Origin of the sequence: Luteimonas sp. gir, from assembly GCF_037198055.1 — a bacterium.
Lineage (GTDB): Bacteria > Pseudomonadota > Gammaproteobacteria > Xanthomonadales > Xanthomonadaceae > Luteimonas > Luteimonas citri_A.
Genome location: NZ_JBBAXQ010000006.1, coordinates 148105 through 169907, shown reverse-complemented (window position 1 = coordinate 169907; position 21803 = coordinate 148105). Strand labels below are relative to the sequence as shown.

General features: G+C 66.2%; 20 protein-coding genes and 1 tRNA gene. 15 read left to right on the top strand and 6 right to left on the bottom strand.

Annotation, left to right across the window (positions count from 1 at the left end; translation table 11 throughout):
• Nucleotides 1-8 precede the first annotated feature (8 nt).
• Nucleotides 9-464, top strand: a complete 456-nt coding sequence (gene soxR, locus WAF18_RS10255) for a redox-sensitive transcriptional activator SoxR (protein ID WP_337244997.1) — start codon at nt 9-11, stop codon at nt 462-464.
• A gap of 61 nt (nt 465-525) precedes the next feature.
• On the opposite strand, the gene WAF18_RS10250 is transcribed toward soxR, so the two are convergent.
• On the bottom strand, nt 526-2247 hold the full coding sequence (locus WAF18_RS10250) for a DUF2207 domain-containing protein (RefSeq protein ID WP_337244996.1): 1722 nt from the start codon (nt 2245-2247) through the stop codon (nt 526-528).
• A gap of 241 nt (nt 2248-2488) precedes the next feature.
• On the opposite strand from WAF18_RS10250, the gene WAF18_RS10245 reads away from it, so the two are divergent.
• Together WAF18_RS10245 and WAF18_RS10240 are read left to right on the top strand one after the other, a co-directional pair.
• A complete protein-coding gene (locus WAF18_RS10245) occupies nt 2489-3001 on the top strand; it encodes a DUF4019 domain-containing protein (RefSeq protein WP_337244995.1) in 513 nt (170 codons plus the stop codon).
• A 132-nt stretch (nt 3002-3133) separates the two neighbouring features.
• Nucleotides 3134-3838 (top strand): alanyl-tRNA editing protein, encoded by a 705-nt coding sequence (locus WAF18_RS10240; RefSeq protein WP_337244994.1) that lies wholly within the window; start codon nt 3134-3136, stop codon nt 3836-3838.
• Between the two features lie 158 nt (nt 3839-3996).
• Here the strand turns inward: WAF18_RS10240 and WAF18_RS10235 are convergent, their stop codons facing one another.
• Entirely contained in the window at nt 3997-4218 is a 222-nt protein-coding gene (locus WAF18_RS10235) for an RNA-binding S4 domain-containing protein (RefSeq protein ID WP_337244993.1), read from the bottom strand.
• Nucleotides 4219-4413: 195 nt separating this feature from the next.
• Between WAF18_RS10235 and WAF18_RS10230 the strand changes: the two genes are divergently transcribed.
• Complete coding sequence (locus WAF18_RS10230) at nt 4414-5508, top strand: sensor domain-containing diguanylate cyclase (RefSeq protein ID WP_337244992.1); 1095 nt, start codon at nt 4414-4416, stop codon at nt 5506-5508.
• Here the strand turns inward: WAF18_RS10230 and WAF18_RS10225 are convergent.
• Together WAF18_RS10225 and WAF18_RS10220 are read right to left on the bottom strand one after the other, a co-directional pair.
• Entirely contained in the window at nt 5498-6439 is a 942-nt protein-coding gene (locus tag WAF18_RS10225; protein WP_337244991.1) for a DMT family transporter, read from the bottom strand. The two genes, WAF18_RS10230 and WAF18_RS10225, sit on opposite strands and share 11 nt — an antisense overlap.
• A 65-nt stretch (nt 6440-6504) precedes the next feature.
• Nucleotides 6505-7092, bottom strand: coding sequence for a Fe-Mn family superoxide dismutase (locus WAF18_RS10220; RefSeq protein WP_337244990.1), 588 nt, complete (start codon nt 7090-7092; stop codon nt 6505-6507).
• 116 nt (nt 7093-7208) lie between these two features.
• On the opposite strand from WAF18_RS10220, the gene grxD reads away from it, so the two are divergent.
• The 5 genes from grxD (at nt 7209) to ppnN (ending at nt 13904) form a co-directional block, all read left to right on the top strand.
• Complete coding sequence (gene grxD, locus WAF18_RS10215; protein WP_337244989.1) at nt 7209-7529, top strand: Grx4 family monothiol glutaredoxin; 321 nt, start codon at nt 7209-7211, stop codon at nt 7527-7529.
• The gene (locus WAF18_RS10210; RefSeq protein ID WP_337244988.1) at nt 7526-8284 is read left to right on the top strand and encodes an SDR family NAD(P)-dependent oxidoreductase; all 759 of its coding nucleotides are present in this window, start codon (nt 7526-7528) and stop codon (nt 8282-8284) included. Before grxD ends, WAF18_RS10210 begins: the two co-directional genes overlap by 4 nt.
• On the top strand, nt 8281-8880 hold the full coding sequence (locus WAF18_RS10205) for a YhgN family NAAT transporter (protein WP_183426170.1): 600 nt from the start codon (nt 8281-8283) through the stop codon (nt 8878-8880). Before WAF18_RS10210 ends, WAF18_RS10205 begins: the two co-directional genes overlap by 4 nt.
• Nucleotides 8881-9139: 259 nt before the next feature.
• On the top strand, nt 9140-12400 hold the full coding sequence (locus WAF18_RS10200; protein ID WP_337244987.1) for a carboxypeptidase regulatory-like domain-containing protein: 3261 nt from the start codon (nt 9140-9142) through the stop codon (nt 12398-12400).
• 115 nt (nt 12401-12515) lie between these two features.
• The gene (gene ppnN, locus WAF18_RS10195; RefSeq protein WP_183426168.1) at nt 12516-13904 is read left to right on the top strand and encodes a nucleotide 5'-monophosphate nucleosidase PpnN; all 1389 of its coding nucleotides are present in this window, start codon (nt 12516-12518) and stop codon (nt 13902-13904) included.
• A gap of 24 nt (nt 13905-13928) precedes the next feature.
• Here the strand turns inward: ppnN and WAF18_RS10190 are convergent, their stop codons facing one another.
• A complete protein-coding gene (locus tag WAF18_RS10190; RefSeq protein ID WP_337244986.1) occupies nt 13929-14948 on the bottom strand; it encodes a histidine kinase in 1020 nt (339 codons plus the stop codon).
• Between the two features lie 147 nt (nt 14949-15095).
• Between WAF18_RS10190 and WAF18_RS10185 the strand changes: the two genes are divergently transcribed.
• From WAF18_RS10185 to WAF18_RS10160, 6 genes are read left to right on the top strand one after another with little or no spacing between them, the layout of a single operon-like run.
• Nucleotides 15096-15623: a GspH/FimT family pseudopilin gene (locus tag WAF18_RS10185; RefSeq protein WP_337244985.1), complete on the top strand. Its 528-nt coding sequence runs from the start codon at nt 15096-15098 to the stop codon at nt 15621-15623.
• A gap of 23 nt (nt 15624-15646) precedes the next feature.
• The gene (gene pilV, locus WAF18_RS10180) at nt 15647-16117 is read left to right on the top strand and encodes a type IV pilus modification protein PilV (RefSeq protein WP_337244984.1); all 471 of its coding nucleotides are present in this window, start codon (nt 15647-15649) and stop codon (nt 16115-16117) included.
• Nucleotides 16114-16968: a prepilin-type N-terminal cleavage/methylation domain-containing protein gene (locus WAF18_RS10175; RefSeq protein ID WP_337245022.1), complete on the top strand. Its 855-nt coding sequence runs from the start codon at nt 16114-16116 to the stop codon at nt 16966-16968. The genes pilV and WAF18_RS10175 overlap by 4 nt, the downstream gene beginning before the upstream one ends.
• 17 nt (nt 16969-16985) lie before the next feature.
• Entirely contained in the window at nt 16986-17549 is a 564-nt protein-coding gene (locus WAF18_RS10170) for a PilX N-terminal domain-containing pilus assembly protein (RefSeq protein ID WP_337244983.1), read from the top strand.
• Nucleotides 17550-17551: 2 nt separating this feature from the next.
• Nucleotides 17552-21160, top strand: a complete 3609-nt coding sequence (locus WAF18_RS10165; protein WP_337244982.1) for a PilC/PilY family type IV pilus protein — start codon at nt 17552-17554, stop codon at nt 21158-21160.
• A 2-nt stretch (nt 21161-21162) separates the two neighbouring features.
• The gene (locus WAF18_RS10160; RefSeq protein WP_337244981.1) at nt 21163-21597 is read left to right on the top strand and encodes a type IV pilin protein; all 435 of its coding nucleotides are present in this window, start codon (nt 21163-21165) and stop codon (nt 21595-21597) included.
• Nucleotides 21598-21722: 125 nt separating this feature from the next.
• Here WAF18_RS10160 and WAF18_RS10155 read toward each other — a convergent pair.
• Nucleotides 21723-21799: transfer RNA gene (locus WAF18_RS10155), tRNA-Asn, on the bottom strand.
• Nucleotides 21800-21803: the final 4 nt, after the last annotated feature.

Here is a 21803-nt window from a genome sequence, read left to right as displayed (position 1 = left end):
GATGCGAGATGGGCCAGGTTGGGGCTGGGAACCACGACACGTTGTCGGTCGGCGAACTGGCCGAACGCAGCGGTGTGGCGATCTCTGCGCTGCATTTCTACGAACGCCAAGGACTGCTGCACAGCACACGCAATGCCGGCAATCAGCGTCGGTATCGGCGCGATGCGTTGCGGCGGGTCGCGGTGATCCGGGTCGCGCAGCGGGCGGGCATCCCGCTGGCCGCCATCGGCCGGGCGCTGGCGACCCTGCCCGACGGGCGGACGCCGACCCAGGCTGACTGGACGCGCCTGTCGCGCCACTGGCGGTCCGACCTCGATGCCCGCATCGCCCAGCTCACGCGATTGCGCGATCAACTCGATGGCTGCATCGGCTGCGGATGTCTGTCGCTGCGGGTGTGTCCCTTGCGCAATCCGGGCGATGTGGCCGGCACGCAGGGTCCGGGCGCACCGTATCTGGAGCCGTGATCCGCGAGACGGGGCCTGGTGCCCTGCGTCGGCCTCGGAGGGTGAAGTACGGCCGCTGCGATCACGGCGGCGCGCCGTCCTCGGCGCCACGACGATGCCTGTGGGCCCGTGTGCGTGCCGCCGCGATGCACCGGGCCAGGCTTTGGCCGACCGAGCGGCAGAAGCGATCCAGATCGGTGACCGTCACGCCCTGGTACCAAGATAGACCAGCGACCGATGCGCTCGCGACCGCAGGCCCGGCCGCCATGGCGAACCTACGGGTCCAGGCCGCCTCCACATCGAGCGCGACCGCATAGGGCAACAGGTGTTCGTAGTGGTGGACATCTTGCAGCGGCGCGACCTCGGGAACGGCCCCCTTGGAGGCGTCGTCGCCGGCCAGATAGCGACGCAGGCCCTGGACGTGCGCCAGCAGGCGGCGCCCCTCGGCCGTGGGTGCCCGCGCGCGCACCGCGAAGGCGATCAGCACCAGGCCCATCGCCGCGACGATGGCGAGCGTCGTCGCCCAAAGGTCGGCATCGAGGGACAGCCACAGCGCGCCCGCTGCTGAGATCAGCGCGATCGCAAGCGCCGTGAGCATGCCGCCGCCGCGGGCGCTGAACAACGCCGGCTGGAAGCGGCGACGCAGCGCGCGCTCGTGCGCCCGCCAGGTTGCGCCGACGGCATCGGCCTGCTCCGGCGCGAGCACGATCGCGTCCTGCGGGCCTGGCAGCAGTGCGGTCAGCAGCGCGCGCTGTTCCAGGGTGGGCAGGCGGTGTGCGCCGCTGCGGGTGCGCAGCACGCGCCAGTGCATGCCCCCGCGCGCGCGTTCGCGCACCAGGTGCACATGGTCGTCGACTGCGGCCGCCAGCAGATCGGACGACAGACAGCGCGCGTCGTAACGCATGCGCAGCAGGTAGCGCAGCCCGCCCGGCGAGAAGCCCGGCGGCGGGGCATCGTGGCGTATCGTGTCGTCGTTGGCCTGATCGCAGCTGTGTCGGCGTCTTTGCAGGGCGTACAGGACGAGCAGGGCCGCCAGTCCGACGAGCGCGATCAGCGGGCCGCGGTGATCGTGCAGCCACCAGGCCAGGCGCTGCTGTCGGCTGGGCGGCGCGATCAGGCCCTTGGGGAAGGCCAGCGAGACTGTCCAGCCCGCTTCCGGCGGCAGCGGCCGTGCCAGCGTCCAGCGGGCGCTCCCGGCGGCCGACAGTGCCACGTGAAAGTCCCGGCCCGGCGCGTTCGCAGTGCCGGTGGCGCCATCGGCGCGCAGCGTCTCGACCGGCACCGCATCCGGCAGCGCGATCGAGATGCTGCCGCGTTCGATCTCCACGCCCCGTGCGGGGGCGAGCGCCGGCAGATACACCGTGTCGTGATCGTCGAAGAAGCCGAGCTGGCGCGCGGTCCGATAGCGCAAGGTATAGACCGGCGTGAACGGAGTCGGAAGGTGGCTGGCATCGCCGACGTGCACGCGCATGCGGTTGCCAGTGCGCTCGGCCGTCCAGGGCGTCGGTCGGCCGTCGCGCAGCACCTCGTACACGTCCAGCTCGACAACGACGCGGGTGCCCGTCGGGTCGCGGTAGCGGACCGGAATGTCGCGCACGATGCCATGGCGGAAGATCCGGCCTTCGGCGCGGATCGCGATGCGTTCGGTGACGTCGAGGCGGCCGTCGGCGAGAACCCGGACCTCGATGTCGTCGGCCAGGATGCGCTCCTGCGCCCAGGCCGTCGGCACCGCGAGCAGCCACGCCAGTAGCTGGCATCGCAGCGCCCAGCCCCGCCAGCGCCCGGGTGACCGGCTCGCGGGCATGGCCCGCCGTGGCGCAGGTCTTGCCGTCGGGGCGCCGGAGCAGACCGCGTCCCGATGCACAGGGGCGGGCGGCATCGTGTCGTCGGCGGCGCTCGGTCGGCGGGGGCTGCGGGGCATGGTGGGCAGGGCGGTCAAACCCCGAGCATACCCGCGCCAAGCGTCGCTCCGCCCGCTTGCCGGCCCCGGCCCGAGGCGTACACTCGAGCCCTTCGACCCGTCTGCCGCCTGGAGCGTCACGCCCATGAACAAGCTGCGCCTGTCCCTGTCGATCGCCATGCTCGCCGCGGCCGTGTCCGCCGCCCATGCCCAGCAGCCCGCCCCGGCGGCGCAGCCGGCAGCGGCGCAACAGCCCGCGCAGCAGCCGGCGCTCACCGCCGAGCAACAGGCGCAGATCGCGCGACAGGATGCCGAGATCAGCGCCGCCGCACTGCAGATCATGCAGATGATCGATGCCAACCGCGCCGGCGAGGTCTGGGACGGTGCCTCGGCGACGATGAAGGGTCTGGTGTCGCGCGAGGACTTCGTGCGCCAGGTCGCCGCCGACCGCAGTCGGTTGGGTGCACCGGCCTCGCGCGACCGTCCGGTGGTGAGCCGGTCGCGGTTCGGGGCCGGCGAGGCCGTGCCCGAAGGGATCTATCTCAACGTCGCCTCGCCGACCAAGTTCGCCAACCACGCCCAGCCGATCCGCGAACTGGTGTCGTTCCGCTTCGACGACGACCGCACCTGGCGCGTGTCGGGCTACAGCGTGCGCTAAGCGGCCCCGCAAGGGGGCGGCCGGGCGGTGGAGAAACGGCCACCGCCCACAATCCGGTCAAGGCCGTCTGCCCAGGTCGCGTGCTCTCGTCGGGCGCATCGATCTGCAGCGCAGCCTTGCGTGTGATCCGATATGTTCGGCATCGTTCGCCGCTCTGCCCCGAGATTTTTTGCCCGACCCGTGTCAAGGCCACTCGCTATGGAACGTGCGTTCTGGAATACCCCTTACCTCGCCAACCTGGATGCGGATGTACTCGCCATCGACGGGCGCGAGGTCGTGATCAATCCGACCATCTTCTTCGCCGAATCCGGCGGCCAGGAGTCGGACCACGGCACCATTGGTGGCATCGAGGTCGAACAGGCGCGCATTGTCGACGATCGGATCGTCTATCGCCTCGCCGCTGATCCGGATTTCACGGTCGGCGACCGAGTTGCCGTGGCGATCGATTGGCCACGCCGCTACGCACTGATGCGGCTGCACTTCGCCGCCGAGATCGTGCTCGAACTGTTCTACAAGATGTTCCCGGCCATGGAAAAGGTCGGCGCCCACATCGGCCAGAGCAAGGCACGGATCGACTTCGCCTTCGAGGGCAACATCAGCCAGCACTTTCCCGAAATCGAGCGGGACGTGGCGCAATTGGTCGCCGCCGACCTGCCGATCGAAAGCCGGTTCACCGATGTCGCGCGCCTGCGTCGTTGCTGGTCCATCGCGGGCTTCGCCGAAGTCCCGTGCGGCGGCACGCATCTGCGCAGCACGGCCGAAGTCGGGCGCATCCGCCTCAAGCGCAACAACATCGGCGCCCACAAGGAGCGCGTGGAGATCTACTTGGCGGATTGACGCATCCCGGCCAACCGGTCCAGGCGGCCGCACGTGGGCGCTTGTTCGCATCGCGTCGCTGCCGATACTGCGGCACTGTCCAAGAAATGCCGCGGCGCGTCAGGCGGCCCTTCTACTTCGGACTTGCCTGCGTGCCGAGGGCTTTGGGTACCGCGCGTTCAGGCTGAGACCACGCGAATCGCGTGATTGCCGACTTGTACCGTCTGGCCCGCGCGGATCTTGCAGGTCTTGCGCAGTTCGACCGCGCCGTCCACGCGGACCGCGCCGCTGGCGACCAGCGCCTTGCCCGCGCCGCCGCTCTCGCACAGCCCTTCGAGCTTGAGCAACTGGTTGAGTTCGACATGCTCGCCTTCGAGCTGGAATTCGACGGGTGCGGGCATCGGGATCCTCCGGAAGGGGCGGTCATTATCGTCATGCGCGGGTGGCCATGCGAGCAGCGATTGCTGTGCGCGAGCGCCCATCGTCCGCGGTCGTCGACATCGGCTTGCGCGGGCTGCGCTAGGGTGCCAGCAACGGAATGCTCGGGAGTCCTCGATGTTCGATTCTCTCGCCACTGTGGTCAGGATCGTCGCGGCATGATCCGCCCCGACCGGCCGGCCAACGAAGCCGAGCGCCAGGCCGCGCTCGATGCCTATCGCATCCTCGACACGCCGCGCGAGGCGGCCTACGACGATCTGGTGCGGATCGCCGCCGCGATCTGCAATGCCCCGATCGCCGCGATCACCTTGATCGACCGCGAGCGGCAGTGGATCAAGGCGGTAACCGGCATCGAGGCGGTCGAGACGCCGCGCGATGAGTCCTTCTGCGCACAGACGATCCTGACGCCCGACGAGACCCTAGTGGTCGAGGACGCGACGCGCGATCCGCGGTTCCGCCACCTGCCCATGGTCACCAGGGCGCCTGGAGTGCGTTTCTACGCCGGCGCGCCGTTGCGTTCGGCAGACGGACATGCGCTGGGGGCGCTGTGCATCGTCGACGCCCATCCGCGGGCGCTCGATGTGCCCCAGCGCGAGGCGCTCGAGGCGCTATCGCGGCAGGCCTCGCGTTTGATGGAGTTGCACCGGGTCAGCGGTGCGCTGCACCTGCAACTCGAGGAGCGGGCCTGGTACGAGCAGCAGTTGCTGCAGTACCAGCAGGCGCTGGAAATGCAGAATGCGGATCTTGCCGAGCAATCGACCACCGACCCGCTCACCGGGCTGGCCAATCGGCGCGGCTTTTCCTGCAAGCTCGAGCAAACCATCGTGCATGCGCATGTCCAGGGCGCGCCCTTGTCGATCGCGGTCGTGGACATCGACCATTTCAAGGCGATCAACGATACCTACGGGCATGCCGAGGGGGATCGGGTGCTGCAACTGCTGGGCGCGTTGTTGCGCGAAACCGAGGTTGCGCGCGGCCGCATCGCTCGGCTCGGCGGCGAGGAGTTCGTCCGTCTGTTGCCCGGGTGCACCCTGGTGCAGGCGGTCGAGGTCTGTGACGCGATGCGCGCCTCGGTCGCGGCGATGCAGTCGCCCTTCGCCCTGACGGTCAGCATCGGTGTCGCCGATCTGGCCGACGACGACGATGCGGCTGCGCTGCTGTCGCGCGCCGATGCGGCGCTGTATCAGGCCAAGCGCAGCGGCCGTAACCGGGTGTGTGCGCTGTCGGCGGACGGGGATGCACTCAGCGGGTGATCGACTTCGCCTCGCCGGTGCCGATGTTCTCGGCGTGCACGATGCGGCGCGGGCGCGCCAGCACTGGATACACCAGCACCGCCGCCAGGATGATCGCGACCCCGACATAGAAGCCCGGCGCAAGCTCGCGCTGCTCGCCCAGCAGCACGATGGCGAGCGCGATCGCGTAGACCGGCTCGAGATTGACCGCCAGTTGCGCGGCGAACGCACTCATGTGGCGCAGCGCGACCAGCGACAGCGCGAACGGCAACAGGGTGCAGGCGAAGGCGAGCAGCAGCAGCCAGGCGCCGTCGCGGGCACCGGGCAGGGTCAGCAGGCTGCCGGCGAACGCCGGGAACAGCAGCGGCATCAGCGGCGCGAGCACAGTCAGCGTCAACGTGCCGGCGCCCAGTTCGAGCGCGGTGACTGTAAGCGGGTCGGCGCGTTCGACCAGGCGCTTGTTCATCGCGCCAAAGCACGCCACGAACAGCGCCGACAGGGCGCCGACCGCGATGCCCACCCGCATGCCGTCCGGCACGCCACCGACGACGAGCGCCACGCCGGGCAACACCGCCAGACCCAGGGCGAGTTCGCGCCAGGAGAAGCGGCTGCGCGCGACCAGCGGTTCGATCAGCGCCACGAATACTGTCGCCAGCGCCATGCAGGTCGCCGCGACCGAGGCATTGGCCAGCTTGACCGCACCGTAGAAGGTCAGCCAATGCAGCGCGACCAGGGCGCCGACGCCCGAGTAGGCCAGCAGCAGGCGGCCAGGCAATGCGCGAAGCCCGCGCCAGACGCGGGGCAGCAACAGCAAGGTGCCCGCGACCAGCAGCATTCGCCACCACACCAGCGGCAGTGCGGGCAGGCTGATCAGCTTGCCAAGGATCGCGGTGAAGCCCCACAGCAACACACACAGGTGGATCTGCCACTGGGCTTTGGCGGCGGGCGTCATCGGGCGTCTCGGTAGGGGAGGCGCACAATCCGCGAGCGGATGGCGCCGCAGGCATGGTGGTGAGACTAGCTGCGCAGCCGTGCCGCGACACTGTCCCAGCTCACGAGTTGCCAGAACGCATCGAGATAGCGCTGGCGGTTATCGCGGTAATCCAGATACCAGGCATGCTCCCACAGCGAGGCGGCCAGCAGCGGCGTGTCGTCGCCGGTCAGCGGTGTCGCCGCATTGGCGGTGACCGCCAGGCCCAGCCGGCCATCGCGACGCTGCAGCAACCACGCCCAGCCGGCGCCGAAGTGACGCTGGGCCAGTGTGTCGAAGCGGCTGCGCAGCGTGGCGACATCGCCGAAGTCGCGCGCGATCGCCTCCGCCAGCTTGCCCTTGGGCGCGCCGCCGCCGGCCGCCGCGGGCTTGAGCGAATGCCAGTAGAATGCGTTGTTCCACGCCTGCGCGGCATGGTCGAACAGCTCGCCATGCGCCTTGCGCACGATCGCTTCCAGGGAGGCCTCGGCCAGATCGGTACCCGCCACCAACGCATTGACGCGCTCGATGTGCGCGAGCTGATGCCGGCCGTGATGCTGGTCCAGCGTCTCGCCGGACAGGTGCGGTTCGAGCGCGGTGCGATCGTAGGGCAGGGCGGCGAATTCGACAGGCATGGGGCGCGGACAGCTCCGTGGGGCGATGGCGTCGGGTGCGACGCGATAGAATGAGCGGATTCTAACCCCGACCGTCGCCGCCACCGCTGGCGACGCGCCCCTTTCGGAGTCGCCTCGTGTCGATCCTCGAACGCATCCAGGCCGAAATCGACGGCCATGCCGTCGTGCTGTTCATGAAAGGGACCCCGCAGTTCCCGATGTGCGGCCATTCCGCGCGCACGGCCGACGCTCTGGCCGCGGCCGGGGCGCACGATTTCCGCACCGTCAACGTGCTCGAGGAGCCGGAGATCCGCGCCAATCTGCCCCGGTTCTCGAACTGGCCGACCTTCCCACAGTTGTTCGTCCGCGGCGAGCTGATCGGCGGCTGCGACATCACGCTGGAGCTGCACGAATCGGGCGAGCTGGCCCGCATCCTGGCCGAGGTGCTGAAGTCGTGAACGCACCGGTGCTGGATATTCCGGTGCGCCCTGCCGCGCTCGCCGGGCGCACGATCCTGATCGTTGGCGCCCATGGCGGCCTGGGCGAGACCGCGGCGATGGCGTGTGCTCAGGCCGGTGCCTCGCTGGTGCTGCTTGGCCGCAAGGTGCCGCGCCTGAACCGGCTGCACGACCGGCTGCAGGCGCAGGGCCAGGCGCCGGCCCTGTATCCGCTCGATCTCGAAGGTGCGGGGCCCGACGACTACGCGCAGATGGCCGAGCGCATCGAGGCCGATACCGGGCGCCTGGACGGTGTGTTGCACGTGGCGGCCCAGTTCTCCGGACTGACGCCGCTCGAGCACACCGACCCGGCGGCGTTCGCGCGCGCGCTGCACGTCAACCTGACCGCGCGCTGGTGGCTGACCCAGGCCTGCCTGCCGTTGCTGCGAAGGGCGGCCGACAGCGCGGTGGTGTTCGCGATCGATCCGCCGGCCCGCACCGGCGGCGCCTACTGGGGCGGCTATGGCATCGCCCAGGCCGGCCTGGAGACGCTGGTGCGCATGCTCCATGCCGAGCTCGCCAACTCGTCGGTGCGCGTGAGCGGCCTGTCTCCGCCGCCGATGCGCACCGGCTTGCGTAGCCGCGCGCATGTCGAAGAGGACGACCGGCTGGCGCAGGATCCTGCGCGCGTCGCGCCGCATTGCGTCACGCTGCTGGCGGCGGCCGGCGCCGCCCATCGCGGCCAGGTCTGGTCGCCCGACGGAGCTGCCGCATGACCGTCGCTTCGGCCGCACTGCTGCTGTTCTTGATCCTCGATCCGCTGGGCAACATCCCGGTGTTCCTGAGCATGCTGCGGCGACTCACGCCGCAGCGCCAGCGCGTGGTGCTCGCGCGCGAACTGCTGATCGCACTGCTGGTGCTGATGTTGTTCCTGTGGGGCGGCAAGTACGCGCTGGAGATCATGCATCTGCGCCAGGAGTCGGTCGCGATCGCTGGCGGCATCGTGCTGTTCCTGATCGGCATCCGCATGATCTTTCCGCCGACCGGCGGACTGATGGGCGAGATCCCCGACGGCGAGCCCTTCATCGTGCCGATGGCGATTCCGCTGGTTGCCGGCCCCTCGGGCATGGCCGCGGTGATGCTGATGGGCAGCAACGAGCCCGACCGGCTGGGTGAGTGGAGCCTGGCGCTGCTGATCGCCTGGGGCGCGACCGCCGCGATCCTGTTCTCGGCCACCTATCTCTACAAGCTGCTCGGTGCCCGCGCGCTGACCGCCCTGGAGCGGCTGATGGGCATGCTGCTGGTGGCGATCTCGGTGCAGATGCTGCTCGACGGCATCGTCGGCTTCCTGCGCGATGCACCGGCCGTCTGAAGCGCCCGCGATGTGACCGGATCGCGACGGGCGGTCCGGCGCGTCTCGCTGTGCCCGGAGAAAAGCCAACGGATTCAGCCGGTTGCGGGATCGACCCAGTGTCATGGCACTGTCACTGAGCCCCGCTACCGTGTTAACCTGTTCTTAACCACTCGCGCGGTAGCGCGCGCCGTGGCAGGGGACCCCACTCGCTTACCGACCTGACCGTCGCCGCGCCGCAAGGCGCGCGCCGCTATCCACGCATCGAGGCTAACCACCCATGAAACACCCGAATCGCGCCCGACTTTCCAAATTGTCGCTGGGCCTGATCGTCGCACTCGCCGCCGCCCCTGCCTTCGCGCAGAGCACCTCCGCCGGCGTCGGCGGCCAGGTCACGGGCGCTGGCGGCCAGCCCGTCACGGGCGCCGAAGTGACCATCGTCCATACCGAGTCGGGCACGGTCAGCCGCGCCACCACCGATGCCAGCGGCCGCTACAACGCCCGCGGCCTGCGCGTCGGCGGTCCGTACACGATCACGATCACCAAGGCGGGCGAGGGCACCAAGACCGAAGAGAATGTCTACCTGTCGCTGAGCCAGATCAGCACGGTCAACGCCGCGCTGGACAACGACATGACGACGCTCGGCACCGTGGTCGCCACGGCGATCGGCGGCGGCTCGGAAGTCTTCAGCGCCACCAAGATGGGCACCGGCACCAACGTCAACCGCGACGTCATCGAGGCGCTGCCCTCGGTCGGCGGCAACATCCAGGACTACATCCGCCTCGACCCCCGCGTCGCCCAGGTCAACAAGGCGGACGGCCAAATCTCGGTGGGCGGTCAGAACCCGCGCTACAACGCGATCCGCGTCGACGGTGTGTCGGTCAGCGACACCTTCGGCCTGGAAGACAACAACCTGCCGACGCGCCGCCAGCCCGTCGCCATGGATGCGCTCGAAGCGATCAACGTCGACATCTCCAACTACGACGTGACCATCGCCGGCGCAACCGGCGCGGTGATCGATGCGGTCACCAAGTCGGGTACCAACGAGTTCAGTGGTTCGGTCTACGGCGCCTATCGCGACGGCGACTGGTTCGGCAAGGATCCCGAGGGCTTCGAGTTCGACGGCTTCGAGAAGGAGCAGACCTACGGCGTGACGTTCGGCGGCCCGATCCTGAAGGATCGCCTGTTCTTCTTCGCCAACTACGAGAAGCAGGAATGGAAGGCGCCGGGCTCGAGCCTGGCCGACAGCGCCGTGGGCACCGGTGCGATCTCGCAGGCACAGGTCGACGAGGCGGTCCGGATCGCCCGTGACGTGCACGGCTTCGACGCCGGCGGCCTGGGCGACACCGACGGCAGCACGACGATGGAAGAGCGTGCGGTCAAGATCGACTGGAACATCACCGACAACCATCGCGCCAGCTTCCGCTACAGCGAGGTCGACCAGAGCCAGCTGCGGACCCCGTCCACCAGCGGCACGATCGTCAACCTGAGCTCGACGCACTACCAGCAGGAAAAGTCGATCAAGAACTACGTCGCGCAGATGTTCAGCGACTGGAGCGAGACCTTCTCGACCGAGTTCAAGGTGTCCTACCGCGACTATGCGTCCGAGCGCGTGAGCCCGAACACGCTCGCCAACATCAAGATCTACTTCGAGGGTAACGAGACCGACCCGACCGGGCGCTTCATCCAGATGGGCCAGGACGTCAGCACCCCGCTGAACCTGCTCACGACCGAGACCTGGACCGGCTACGGCGCCGGCGTGCTCTCGTTCGCCGATCACGAACTGAAGTTCGGCGTCGACTACAGCACCAACGACGTCTACAACATGTTCGTCCAGAACGCTTACGGCACCTACGAGTTCTACGAGACCGGGCAGCTGGAGCAGGGCAACTTCGCCAGCGGTCGCTGGAGCAGCTATCAGCTGCACGCGCCCCAGCCGGGCGCGAGCATCGATTCGGTCGGCGCGGCGTTCAAGTACAAGGAACTGGGCCTGTTCGTGCAGGACACCTGGTTCGTCAACAACAACCTGACCCTGACCTTCGGCCTGCGCGCCGACAAGCCCAGCGTCGGTGGCCGTCCGGGCTTCAACCAGGCCGCGCTCGACGCCTTCGGCTACGACAACAGCTACGCGCTGGGCAAGGACGAGTGGCTGGTGCAGCCGCGCTTCGGCTTCAACTACACCTTCGACAGCGAGCGTCCGACGCAGCTGCGCGGCGGCATCGGCCTGTTCCGCGGCACCTCGCCGCAGGTGTGGTTCGGCAACGCCTACAGCAACACCGGCCTGAACTACGTCCGCTACGACCTCGAGCTCGGCGACGATGTCGACTGGCGCACGCTGCCGTTCGAGCCCAACGGCCTCGACCAGACGCGTCCGACCGGCGCGGGTGCTGGCGGCGAGATGAACGTCAACTTCGTCGGCCCCGACTTCGAGCAGCCCTCGGTGTGGAAGGCCAACCTCGCCATCGACCACGAACTGCCGTGGTACGGGCTGGTCGCGTCGGCCGAACTGCTGGCCACCCAGGTCAAGAGCGCGCTGTTCTACCGCAGCATCAACATCGGTGAGTCGGTCTTCAAGGGCCCCGATGGGCGCGACATGTACTACGACCCGGCGCGCATCGGCCGCAGCTGGACCTCGGGCTCGAACCGCTATCGTCGCAACACCGATTTCGGTCAGGTGTTCTTCTTGGACAACACCGACAAGGGCGAGAGCCAGCAGTTCACGCTGTCGCTGGAAAAGCCCTGGTCGCCTGACGGCCACTGGTCCTGGAACGTGGGCTACACGTTCACCAACTCGAACTCGGTCAGCGACATGACCAGCTCGACCGCGAGCTCGACCTGGAACTACAACTACATCTTCAACGCCAACGAAGACGTGGCCTCGACCTCGCGCTACGAGATCCGCGATCGTTTCTCGGCGTCGTTGAACTGGCGTCACAACTTCTTCGGTGATTACAAGACCTCGGTCGGCGTGTTCTACGAGGGCCGCACCGGTCGTCCCTTCAGCTACGTCTTCACCAACGACGCCAACGGCGACGGCCGCAGCGGCAACGACCTGTTCTACGTCCCCAACGCACCGGGCGACGTGCTGTTCGGCAGCCTGAGCTCGTCGGGCGTGTTCACGCCGGATCCGGCGATGGAAAACCGGTTCTTCGAGTGGCTGGAGCAGAACCAGGACCTGCAGCGCTACCGTGGCGGTCACGTCGACAAGAACGGCGGTCGCGCCAGCTGGGTCAACAGCTTCGACATCCGTGTGAGCCAGGAACTGCCCGGCTTCTTCAACGGCCACAAGTCGGAGATCTGGCTGGACATCATGAACGTCGGCAACCTGATCAATTCCGATTGGGGTCACATCTACGACTACGGCTTCTTCGCCAACCGTCGTGTGCTGAGCGCCGCCGGGATCTACGACGGCAAGTACGTCTACAGCAACTTCGATCCCAGCCGCGTCGAGCCGCCGACCATCGCCAACAACTCCAACAGCATCGGCAACACCGGTGTGTCGCAGTGGTCGCTGCAGTTGGGCTTCCGCTACAAGTTCTGATCCAACGCGCCGTCAGGCGTTCAGGGAAACGGCCGGGGAAACCCGGCCGTTTCCGTTTGTGCGGGCGGCTGCGCTACAGTGCCGCACCTGTGAAAACAAGCCGAAGAAGAAGCAGATGAGCGAGACGAGCGTGGCGGCGACGGGGCTGCCAGTGGTGAATGCCTACGTGTACCCGCGCGGCGGGCTGGATGTGCTGTCCCGGGACGAGGTCGCGCGCCTGAAGGACGCCTCCAGTGGCGGCATGCACGACCTGCTGCGGCGCTGCGCCCTGGCGGTGCTGACCAGCGGCAGCGCGTCCGACGACCCGCGCGCGGCGCAGGAGCTCTACCCCGATTTCGACATCCAGGTGCTGCAGCAGGACCGCGGCATCCGGATCGAACTGATCAATGCGCCCGGCATGGCCTTCGTCGACGGCCAGATCATCCTCGGTGTGGCCGAGCTGCTGTTCGCGGTGGTCCGCGACCTGGCCTACACCGCGATCGAGCTCGGGCCCGAGTACGCGGCCGATCTCGAGTCGTCGTCGGGCATTACCAATGCGGTGTTCGGGCTGTTGCGCAATGCGCGCCTGCTGCAGCCCGGCGACCCGAACATGGTGGTGTGCTGGGGCGGCCACTCGATCAGCCGCGCCGAGTACGACTACACCAAGCTGGTCGGCTACCAGCTCGGCCTGCGCGGCATGGACATCTGCACCGGCTGCGGCCCGGGGGCGATGAAGGGGCCGATGAAGGGCGCCAACGTCGCGCACGCCAAGCAGCGCCAGTACCCGGCGCGCTACATCGGCATCACCGAGCCGGGCATCATCGCCGCCGAGTCGCCCAATCCGATCGTCAACCAGCTGGTGATCATGCCCGACATCGAGAAGCGCCTCGAGTCGTTCGTGCGCCTGGGTCACGGCATCATCGTGTTCCCCGGCGGCGTGGGCACCGCCGAGGAGATCCTCTATCTGCTGGGCCTGCTGTTGCAGGAGGAGAACCGCGACATCCCGTTCCCGTTCATCCTGACCGGGCCGACGGCGTCGGCGCCGTACTTCGAGCAGATCGACCAGTTCATCCGCCTGACGCTGGGCGAAGAGGCCGCGTCGCGCTACGAGATCATCGTCGCCGACCCAGAGAAGGTGGCCAAGCGCATGTCGGCCGGCATCCGCAAGGTCAAGGAGTACCGGGTCGCGCACAAGGATTCGTTCTACTTCAACTGGTCGCTGACGATCCCGCTGGACCTGCAGCGCCCGTTCGTGCCGACCCACGAGGCGATGGCCGCGCTCGACCTGCACCACGGCCGGCGCCCGCACGAGCTGGCGGCGGACCTGCGCCGGGCGTTCTCAGGCATCGTGGCCGGCAACGTCAAGGAAGACGGCTTGCGTCGGGTCGAAGAGTACGGCCCGTTCCAGATCCACGGCGACAGCGACATCATGCAGTCGCTCGACGCGCTGCTGCGCGCGTTTGTCGAACAGCGGCGCATGAAGATCTCCGGCGAGTACCGCCCCTGCTACGAAGTCATCGCCTGAGTCTGGCGGCCACCGTCCGGCGCTTCAGGCGCCGGTCGGCAGCGTCACCGTCGCACTGAAGCCGTCGGCCTCGGCGCGGGTCACCAGCGCGGCCCCCGGTGCGAGCGCGGTGAGCCGCGCGCGCACCGCGTCCAGCCCGATGCCGTGGCCGCTCGACGCAGCAGGCGCTTGCGCCGCGAGCGGGTTGCCGATCCGGATCGTGACCTGACCGGGCTGCGCCGACACCTCGATCTCGACCGTGCCGCCTTCCAGGCGCGGCTCGACGCCATGCTTGATTGCGTTCTCGACCAGCGGCTGGATCGCCAGCGCCGGAACAGGCGTGGCCGCGACCCTGGCCATCGCCTCGGGCAGTGTCCAGCGCACCTCCAGTCGACTGCCGAAGCGTAGCGACTCGATCTCCAGGTAACGGCGCACAAGCGCCAGTTCCTCTGAAAGCGGGATCACGCCCGGCCCGCTGAAGGCGGCGCGGAACAGATCGGCCAGGTCGAGCAGCAGGCGCTCGGCTTCCTCCGGGCGGTCGTGGACCAGCGCCGCGCCGGTGTTGAGCGTGTTGAACAGGAAATGCGGATGCAGACGCGCGCGCAGCAGCTCGAGCTCGGCGGCATCGGCGCGGGCCGACGACTGCAGCGCCCGCCAGTAGTTCTGGTAGATCAGCAGCGCCAGCAGCCCCGCGATCGCTGCCAACGCCACGACCCGCACCAGAAACCGCAGTGGCGACTCGGCGGCCATCGGTCCGCCGGCAAGCTGCCAGCCGGCCCAGGCGACGCTCGAGGCGACGACCACCAATAGCGCGAGCATCGCCCACGACCAGGCCTGTGGCGGCAGTCGCAGCAACAGCGGGCGCGCGAGTCGCACCGCACCGAGCAGCACCAGCACGATCCACAGCACCGCCAGCGACGTGAGCCCGAACCGGATCGGCCAGTCGGCATCCAGCGGCCGGGCGAGGCTGAGCATCGCCGCCAGCGCCTGGCTCGACAGCACCACCGCGACCAGCACGGGCGCGGTGAACAGGGCAAGCAGCGGGTGGGGCCGGGGCGCGGGCATGGGGTCTGACGGGCGGGGCGGAACCGCCATCGTGCCGCAAACCAGGCCGGAGCGACCGTTCGGGGCGCCGCAGCGACCATTGGTCGGCCACCGCTGGCATCTGGATCAGGCGAGCTCTACTGTGCGGCCGATCGAATCGGGGGTGCTATGCGCAGTGGTGGACGCGGCCCGCAGGGGCGGATCGGATCGGGCGGTTTCTCGCTGGTCGAGCTGATGGTGACAGTCGCGGTGCTCGCGATCCTGTCGGCCGTCGCCGTGCCGTCGATGACCGGCCTGATCAATGCCAACCGGCTGTCGAGCGCATCGAGCGAGCTGGTGGCCGCCGTGCAGTTCGCGCGCTCGGAGGCCGTCCGCCGCAATGTTCAGGTCAAGCTGTGCGGCACCGCCGACGGGGTGACATGCAGCAAGGCGGCGGCATGGTCCGGCTGGCTCGTCATCGACGAAAGCGGCGCGAAGCCCGAGGTGTTGCGCGCACTGGTCGCGCCGGAAAGCCTTCAGATCAGTGGCCCGGCCAATGGCGTCGTGTTCCGGCCTTCGGGACTGCTGGCGGCGGCATCGTCGCTGACTGTCTGCATGCCGACCACGAATCCTGCGAGCAACCAGCGCGTGATCACCATCAACATCAGCGGAAGCGCGCGCAGCAGCAGCAAGGAAGGGAGGGGACAATGCGCCTGACCGGACGCCCAAGACGCACCCTGATGTCGCCGCGCGACCAGCGCGGTGTGAGCCTGATTGAGGTGCTGGTCGCCGTCGTCGTGCTGGGGATCGGCCTGCTCGGGACTGCGGCGCTGCAGGCGGTCGCGATGCGTGCGGGCCAGAGCTCGCTGGAAAGCAGCATGGCGGTGGTGCAGAGCAATTCCATCATCGAGGCGATGCGCGCGAACGTCTCGCAAGCCAGTAGCTACAACATGGCGATGACGTGCAAGGTCCCGCCCGAAACCGGCACATTGGCCGGGTACGACCTGCACCATTGGATGATCGCCCTCAAGACCACGGTCGGTGCCGGTGCGGGCAGTGCCGCCGGCGGCGCAGCGGCCGCGGCGCTGGATACAACCACCTGCGCCAGTATTGACGGTTGCCCAGGCGCCTGCTCGGTCATCGTGCAGTGGGACGACACGCGCGCCGGTGGCAATGCACAGCGTCAAGCCAAAACGGTGACGCGGCTATGACCCGGCCCGGTTTTCAGGCGCGCCACCGCGCCGCCGGCATGGCCCTGGTCGAGCTGATGATCGCCATGGTGCTGGGCCTGCTCGTCGTCGGCGCCGCATTCGCGATTTTCCTGTCCAACCAGCGCAGTTACACCGCCAACGAGGACCTGAACCGGATCCAGGAGAATGCGCGGATCGCGCTGGACCTGATCGCACGCGACATTCGTGCTGCGGGCGGCTCCGCCTGTTCGAGCGCGTCGGAAATCGCCAGCTCGGACAGCAATGCGCTGTTGTTCCGCGACAGCCCGATCTCGGGCGATGCCAGCACGTTGCGAGTTGCGTCGGGTGAGGATGCTGCGTACAAGATCGCGTCCGCCTCGGCCACCGGCCTGACGCTGGCCCCCAACCAGCTCACCAAGGCGTCCAACGTATTCAGAACGGGTGACGTGCTGCTGCTGTGCAATGCGCGCAAGACCTTCGTCGTCACCGCGACCGCCGTCGGCGACCAAGACATCAGCTTTGCTGCGCTGCCGTCCGGATACGACTTCGCGGCCGACCCCTATGCGTCCCTGGCAACAGTGGCGCTGGCACGGTTTCGCGACGTCACTTGGTCTGTCGCCAACAACGCCAACGGCAAGCCGTCGTTGTTCGTCAAGCGCGGCGCTGCCGCGGCCGAGGAAGTGATCGAAGGCGTGCAATCGGTCGCGTTCTCGTATCTGGACAGCAACACCGGCCCATACAAGACAAACCCGGATTTCGCGAATGTAGTCGCAGTCCGGGTCGAACTCGTGCTCGAAGGCGCAGCCGTCGATGGCCGCCCGCTGCTGCGGCGCGCATCGAGTGTGATCAGCGTGCGTGGGAGAACCCTATGACAGTTTCAGGACGATGGATGCCGCCAGGTGTCCGCCTTGCGTCCGGCCGCGCTTCCGAGCGCGGCATTTCTCTGATCGTGGTGATGGTGCTGTTGGTCATCACCGCGCTGCTGGGCATCGCGATCCTGCGCAGTGCCACGCTGCAGGAGCGCATGAGCGCGAATACCCGCGACCGTGGACTCGCGTTCGAGGCCGCTGAAGCGGCCCTGCGCTATGCGCAGGAAAATGTGCTCGGCGTCGTGCCCGATGTAAAGGCGCCGGATCAGACCTGGGACAATATCACGCCGACCGCGACGCACTGCAAGAACCTGGGCGTGTGTCCGACGGGTTCGGCGGCATCCTGGAAAAAGGTACCGAGCGGTGCTTTTAACCCCGGTCTGGCAGTCGCGCCGGAGTACTGGGTCGAATATCTCGGTAAGGGGCCTGCCGTTCCGGGAGCCTGCGAAAACATGGGGCCCGCGCACGAACTGAACTGTCAGAACCCCATCTACAGGATCACGGCGCGTAGCGGCGCGGAAGGGCGTGCGGACGTCACATTGCAGGCGAATATCATCAGTCGGATCCCGGCTGCGGGGAATTGAACATGAAAGCCGTCATCAAGTCCCGACAGGGTCGCCGCGATACCCACCTCGGCTCGCACCGTAAATGGTGGGTAATGCCTATTGCGTGCGCGATGGCCTTGCTTGTGTCGACTGCGAACGCCAGCTTTCCCATCCCAGACGACCCGTTGACGACCGCCAGTCGCATTGCCCCGAACATCCTGTTCATCCTGGATGATTCGGGCTCGATGGCGTTCGACTATATGCCGGACGACGCTCCTACCGGCTGGCGACGTCAGTCCTACTCGCACAACTCCATCTATTACAACCCAGCCAATATCTATCGTCCCTGGACCAAGGCCGATGGCGAGCTCATGGCGAACGCCGAGTACACCTCGGTCTCCACGCATGCCGACCTGCTGACGGGTTCGACTAATCTGTCCAGCAGCAATCAAGAGTTTTACGTTCCGATCGCCGCCGGCGCAGTGTCGAATAACCAGAGCGACTACTATCGCTATACGATCCTGACCAATGGGACAGTCGAGCGGGCCGAGTACGGCAGCGTGCAGGAGAGCAGGAGCCAGAATGTCAGTGGTTATCCGCTGACCGGTCGGTCCGCCAGCACGGGAAACTGGCTGCGCTATAGCTTTTCGGTTCCATCGGATGCAGTTCGGCTAACGATATCAATATCTGGAGGCAAGGGGGATGCGGATCTGTATGTAAGACGGGTGAGTGCACCTTCGCTTTATTCCTATCAGTGCCGGCCTTACTCAAGCGGGAACAGTGAAACCTGCGAATTTACAACGAATCTGACGGGAACGTATCATGTAGGAATTTATGCTGACAGCGGTTACTCGGATGTTACCCTCAGTATCACCTACGCAGTGAGCAATCGTTGCGGTTCCGGGACAGGATCAAACGATTGGGTCAATTGCCAACTCGTAACGCCGACCGGTCGGACTGACGAGCAGGAGCGGCAGAACTTCGCCAACTGGTACCACTATCATCGGACCAGGATGAAGGCGGCCAAGGCCGGAGCCAGTGCCGCATTCGCAGGGCTGGATGGTGGCGCCGTCCGCGTGGGTTATCAGACCATCCAAAATCGCAGCAATTTCCTCATTCCGGTGAATGATGGGAATGACGGACGTTTTGTGGATACGCCGGGGGGGCGCGGTGTTGCAGCGACCACTAGCCGATCGACATGGTACTCGCGACTGTTTGCGGCCACCTCGGATGGCGGTACGCCATTGCGCCGTGCGTTGGATCAGGCGGGCAAGTACTTCGAGCGGACGGATGCGAGTGGTCCATATGGTCCGTTGTCCGGAGAAGACCAGCTCGCTTATGCGTGCCGCCAGAATTTCTCCATCCTGACAACGGACGGTTTCTGGAATGACTTGAATTCGAGTGTCATGAGCTCCAATGCGTTGCCTGGATATAAATTCACAGCACCTGAGAACTCCGATAATTCGGATGGAACGACGATCACCGGCCCGCGAGGGCAGAGTTATACCTATAAGGCAGGTCGGCCGTATTCTGATGGCCAGGGAAATACCTTGGCAGATGTTGCGATGTACTACTGGAAGCGCGATCTGCGCCCTGACATGAGCAATGTTGTGCCGTCCTCGCCGGCCAATCCTGCGTTCTGGCAGCACATGGTGACCTTTGGTGTTTCGATCGGTGCCAAGGGTGTGCTCGATCCGCGTTCTGACCTGCCTAAGCTGGTATCCGGCGCCGTTTCCTGGCCGAGTATCGTGCCCTCAGATACCAGTGGCGGTGCTTCTGTTCCCGGTCGTATCGACGATCTTTGGCATGCGGCAGTCAACAGTCGAGGCCAGTTCTACCAAGTCAACAATACAAGTGAGTTCGTCAAGGGGCTGGGGGCTGCGCTGGCTACCATCACGCAGCGGACGAGTTCTTATTCCAATGTCGCCACCAATTCCGTTTCACTGGACGCAGGGACAAAGGTCTTCAATGCCAGCTATGTTTCTGGGATCTGGACAGGTTCGGTCAGCGCCCGTTCGGTCACGACGTCAGGCATTCCGACAGATGAGCTGTGGACAGCGTCGGTACCCGAATTCAAAACTAGGAGCCAGAAGGTATTCACGTTCGATGGGAGGGCTGGGGCCAGTTTTCCAACCACGGCCCAGGTTGCTGCGCTGGCGAGACCGAATGATGTGACCTATCCCGTCACCGGTGAGGCTAATGCCGATTACATCAAGGGTGATACCCGCCTCGAAGAGCGCGGCGGTGCAGGTAGCCTGAGGAATAGAACCTCATTGCTCGGGGACATTGTTGGCTCATCCCCCGCCTATCTCAAGAATGCGCGAGGGGAGTTCGTATTTGTCGGTGCCAACGATGGCATGCTTCACGCTTTCGATGCCAGCAACGGCGTTGAAGTCTTTGCCTATGTGCCAGGCCTCGTGGATCTATCCAAGTTGGCCAGTATTAGTCGTCCTGATTACGCGCATCGGTTCTTCGTTGACGGGCCGGTGGTTGTAAGTGCGGAAAGCCTTACACCAAAGAAGAACATCTTGGTGGGCACGCTAGGCAAAGGTGGCAAGGGTGTGTTCTCGCTTGACGTCACGCGCGCGGATGAGTTCGCTACCACGCATGTAAAGTGGGAGCTCGCAGAGACGCCTGGAAAGAACATGGGTCTTGTGATGGGGAGGCCTGTTCTTGGTCGCGTGCAAGGGGGGGGCGCCGCAGTCATCATTTCCAATGGCGTCAACAGCGAGAACAATCGGGCGGTGCTCGTCGTCCTGAATCTGGAGACGGGTAAAGTTATCAAGGAGATCGACACAGGCGCCGGTTCGAAGGATCAGCCCAACGGCCTTTCTACGCCGACAGCGGTGTTTGGTCCGGATGGCCGGACGATCGCCTATGTCTATGCGGGCGACATGCTTGGAAACGTATGGAAGTTTGATCTGAGTGATGAGAGCGCCACGTCCTGGGCTTCTACGAAACTCTTTACTGCATTAGATGCTAAAGGCAAGCCGCAACCCATTACGGGGGGGCTTGCATTGGCGACGAGTCCGAGAACTTTTGATCGCTGGATCTTCTTCGGGACCGGTCGTTTCCTCACTGCCTCGGATGCTGATCCGAGCAATGCGACTCCTCAAAGCATGTACGGGTTCGTAGAGCCTGCCAAAGCGCCTTGGACCCGCGATGATCTGGTGGCGCGTAAGATCACGGTTACCGGAGAGCAGAATGGTACGCAGGTCAGGGGGTTTCAGGCGAGGCCGAATAATCGCGAATCCATAAAGGGGTGGTACATTGATCTTCCCGGAGCCGGCGAGCGCATTGTCCAGGATTCGCAGGTGACTTCCGGCTACCTGGTGACGGCCAGCATGATGCCGACTGGAAGTGTCTGCGAAGCTGGCGGCGCCGGTTACATCAACGCTCTGGATGCATTCACGGGGACGAGTGCCGGAAGCTCGTACTTCGATCTGGATGGGGATGGAAGCACTAGCGATGAGATTGTGGGCGGCGTGCCTATCGGCTCCATCAGTCCCGGAATCGGTATGCCCACGTTGCCTAACCTGGTTCGTGGGCGACTCGTGGTCGGCGGCTCGGGCGGAGGGGATGTATCTTCAACTCCAACGATAAGGCCACGTTGGGAGCGCGTCTCCTGGCGCGAGATCAGGAGGGATTGATCATGTGCAACCAGTTGCTTGGTTCTCGAATGCAGCATTCACCATGGTCGCGGAGCCAAGGCTTCTCCCTAATTGAGCTGATGATCGTCGTCGCAATCATCGGCATTCTCGCCGCGATCGCGTTTCCGAGTTATCGCGAACACATCGTCAAGACACGCCGCGCCGGAGGCGCCGCGTGCCTGATGCAAGCCGCGCAGGAGATGGAGCGCTTCTATACCAGCAAGCTGGCGTACAACGCGGCTGGAGCACCAACTGCGTTTGCATGCGACAGCGAGACGGCCAACTTCTATACGATCAAGCTCGCTGAGGTGACCGCTCGCAGTTACAAGCTGAGTGCAGAGCCGCAGGGGACTCAGAAGTCCCAGGACACCCGCTGCGGCATTCTGAGCATCACCCACACCGGGGAGCGAGCGCCTACGACGGCTGGTTGCTGGTGAGTGCAGGGCGCTGCGGGCAGATGTCGCCGTCGGTCCTCGTCGACACGTAGGGTCCGTCCAGCACTGGTTGCCAGCGAGGCGGCCAAAGAAAAAGGCCTGTGCACTGCACAGGCCTTTTTCGAATTTGGCGCCCGAAGTTGGACTCGAACCAACGACCCCCTGATTAACAGTCAAGTGCTCTAACCGGCTGAGCTATTCGGGCGGGG

Excerpts from the sequence above, each read along its gene's own strand:
- soxR (WP_337244997.1), top strand. The coding sequence starts at position 9 with ATGGGCCAGGTTGGGGCTGGGAACCACGACACGTTGTCGGTCGGCGAA.
- WAF18_RS10250 (WP_337244996.1), bottom strand. The coding sequence starts at position 2,247 with ATGCCCGCGAGCCGGTCACCCGGGCGCTGGCGGGGCTGGGCGCTGCGA.
- WAF18_RS10245 (WP_337244995.1), top strand. The coding sequence starts at position 2,489 with ATGAACAAGCTGCGCCTGTCCCTGTCGATCGCCATGCTCGCCGCGGCC.
- WAF18_RS10240 (WP_337244994.1), top strand. The coding sequence starts at position 3,134 with ATGTTCGGCATCGTTCGCCGCTCTGCCCCGAGATTTTTTGCCCGACCC.
- WAF18_RS10235 (WP_337244993.1), bottom strand. The coding sequence starts at position 4,218 with ATGCCCGCACCCGTCGAATTCCAGCTCGAAGGCGAGCATGTCGAACTC.
- WAF18_RS10230 (WP_337244992.1), top strand. The coding sequence starts at position 4,414 with ATGATCCGCCCCGACCGGCCGGCCAACGAAGCCGAGCGCCAGGCCGCG.
- WAF18_RS10225 (WP_337244991.1), bottom strand. The coding sequence starts at position 6,439 with ATGACGCCCGCCGCCAAAGCCCAGTGGCAGATCCACCTGTGTGTGTTG.
- WAF18_RS10220 (WP_337244990.1), bottom strand. The coding sequence starts at position 7,092 with ATGCCTGTCGAATTCGCCGCCCTGCCCTACGATCGCACCGCGCTCGAA.
- WAF18_RS10205 (WP_183426170.1), top strand. The coding sequence starts at position 8,281 with ATGACCGTCGCTTCGGCCGCACTGCTGCTGTTCTTGATCCTCGATCCG.
- WAF18_RS10200 (WP_337244987.1), top strand. The coding sequence starts at position 9,140 with ATGAAACACCCGAATCGCGCCCGACTTTCCAAATTGTCGCTGGGCCTG.
- ppnN (WP_183426168.1), top strand. The coding sequence starts at position 12,516 with ATGAGCGAGACGAGCGTGGCGGCGACGGGGCTGCCAGTGGTGAATGCC.
- WAF18_RS10190 (WP_337244986.1), bottom strand. The coding sequence starts at position 14,948 with ATGCCCGCGCCCCGGCCCCACCCGCTGCTTGCCCTGTTCACCGCGCCC.
- WAF18_RS10185 (WP_337244985.1), top strand. The coding sequence starts at position 15,096 with ATGCGCAGTGGTGGACGCGGCCCGCAGGGGCGGATCGGATCGGGCGGT.
- pilV (WP_337244984.1), top strand. The coding sequence starts at position 15,647 with ATGTCGCCGCGCGACCAGCGCGGTGTGAGCCTGATTGAGGTGCTGGTC.
- WAF18_RS10175 (WP_337245022.1), top strand. The coding sequence starts at position 16,114 with ATGACCCGGCCCGGTTTTCAGGCGCGCCACCGCGCCGCCGGCATGGCC.
- WAF18_RS10170 (WP_337244983.1), top strand. The coding sequence starts at position 16,986 with ATGCCGCCAGGTGTCCGCCTTGCGTCCGGCCGCGCTTCCGAGCGCGGC.
- WAF18_RS10165 (WP_337244982.1), top strand. The coding sequence starts at position 17,552 with ATGAAAGCCGTCATCAAGTCCCGACAGGGTCGCCGCGATACCCACCTC.
- WAF18_RS10160 (WP_337244981.1), top strand. The coding sequence starts at position 21,163 with ATGTGCAACCAGTTGCTTGGTTCTCGAATGCAGCATTCACCATGGTCG.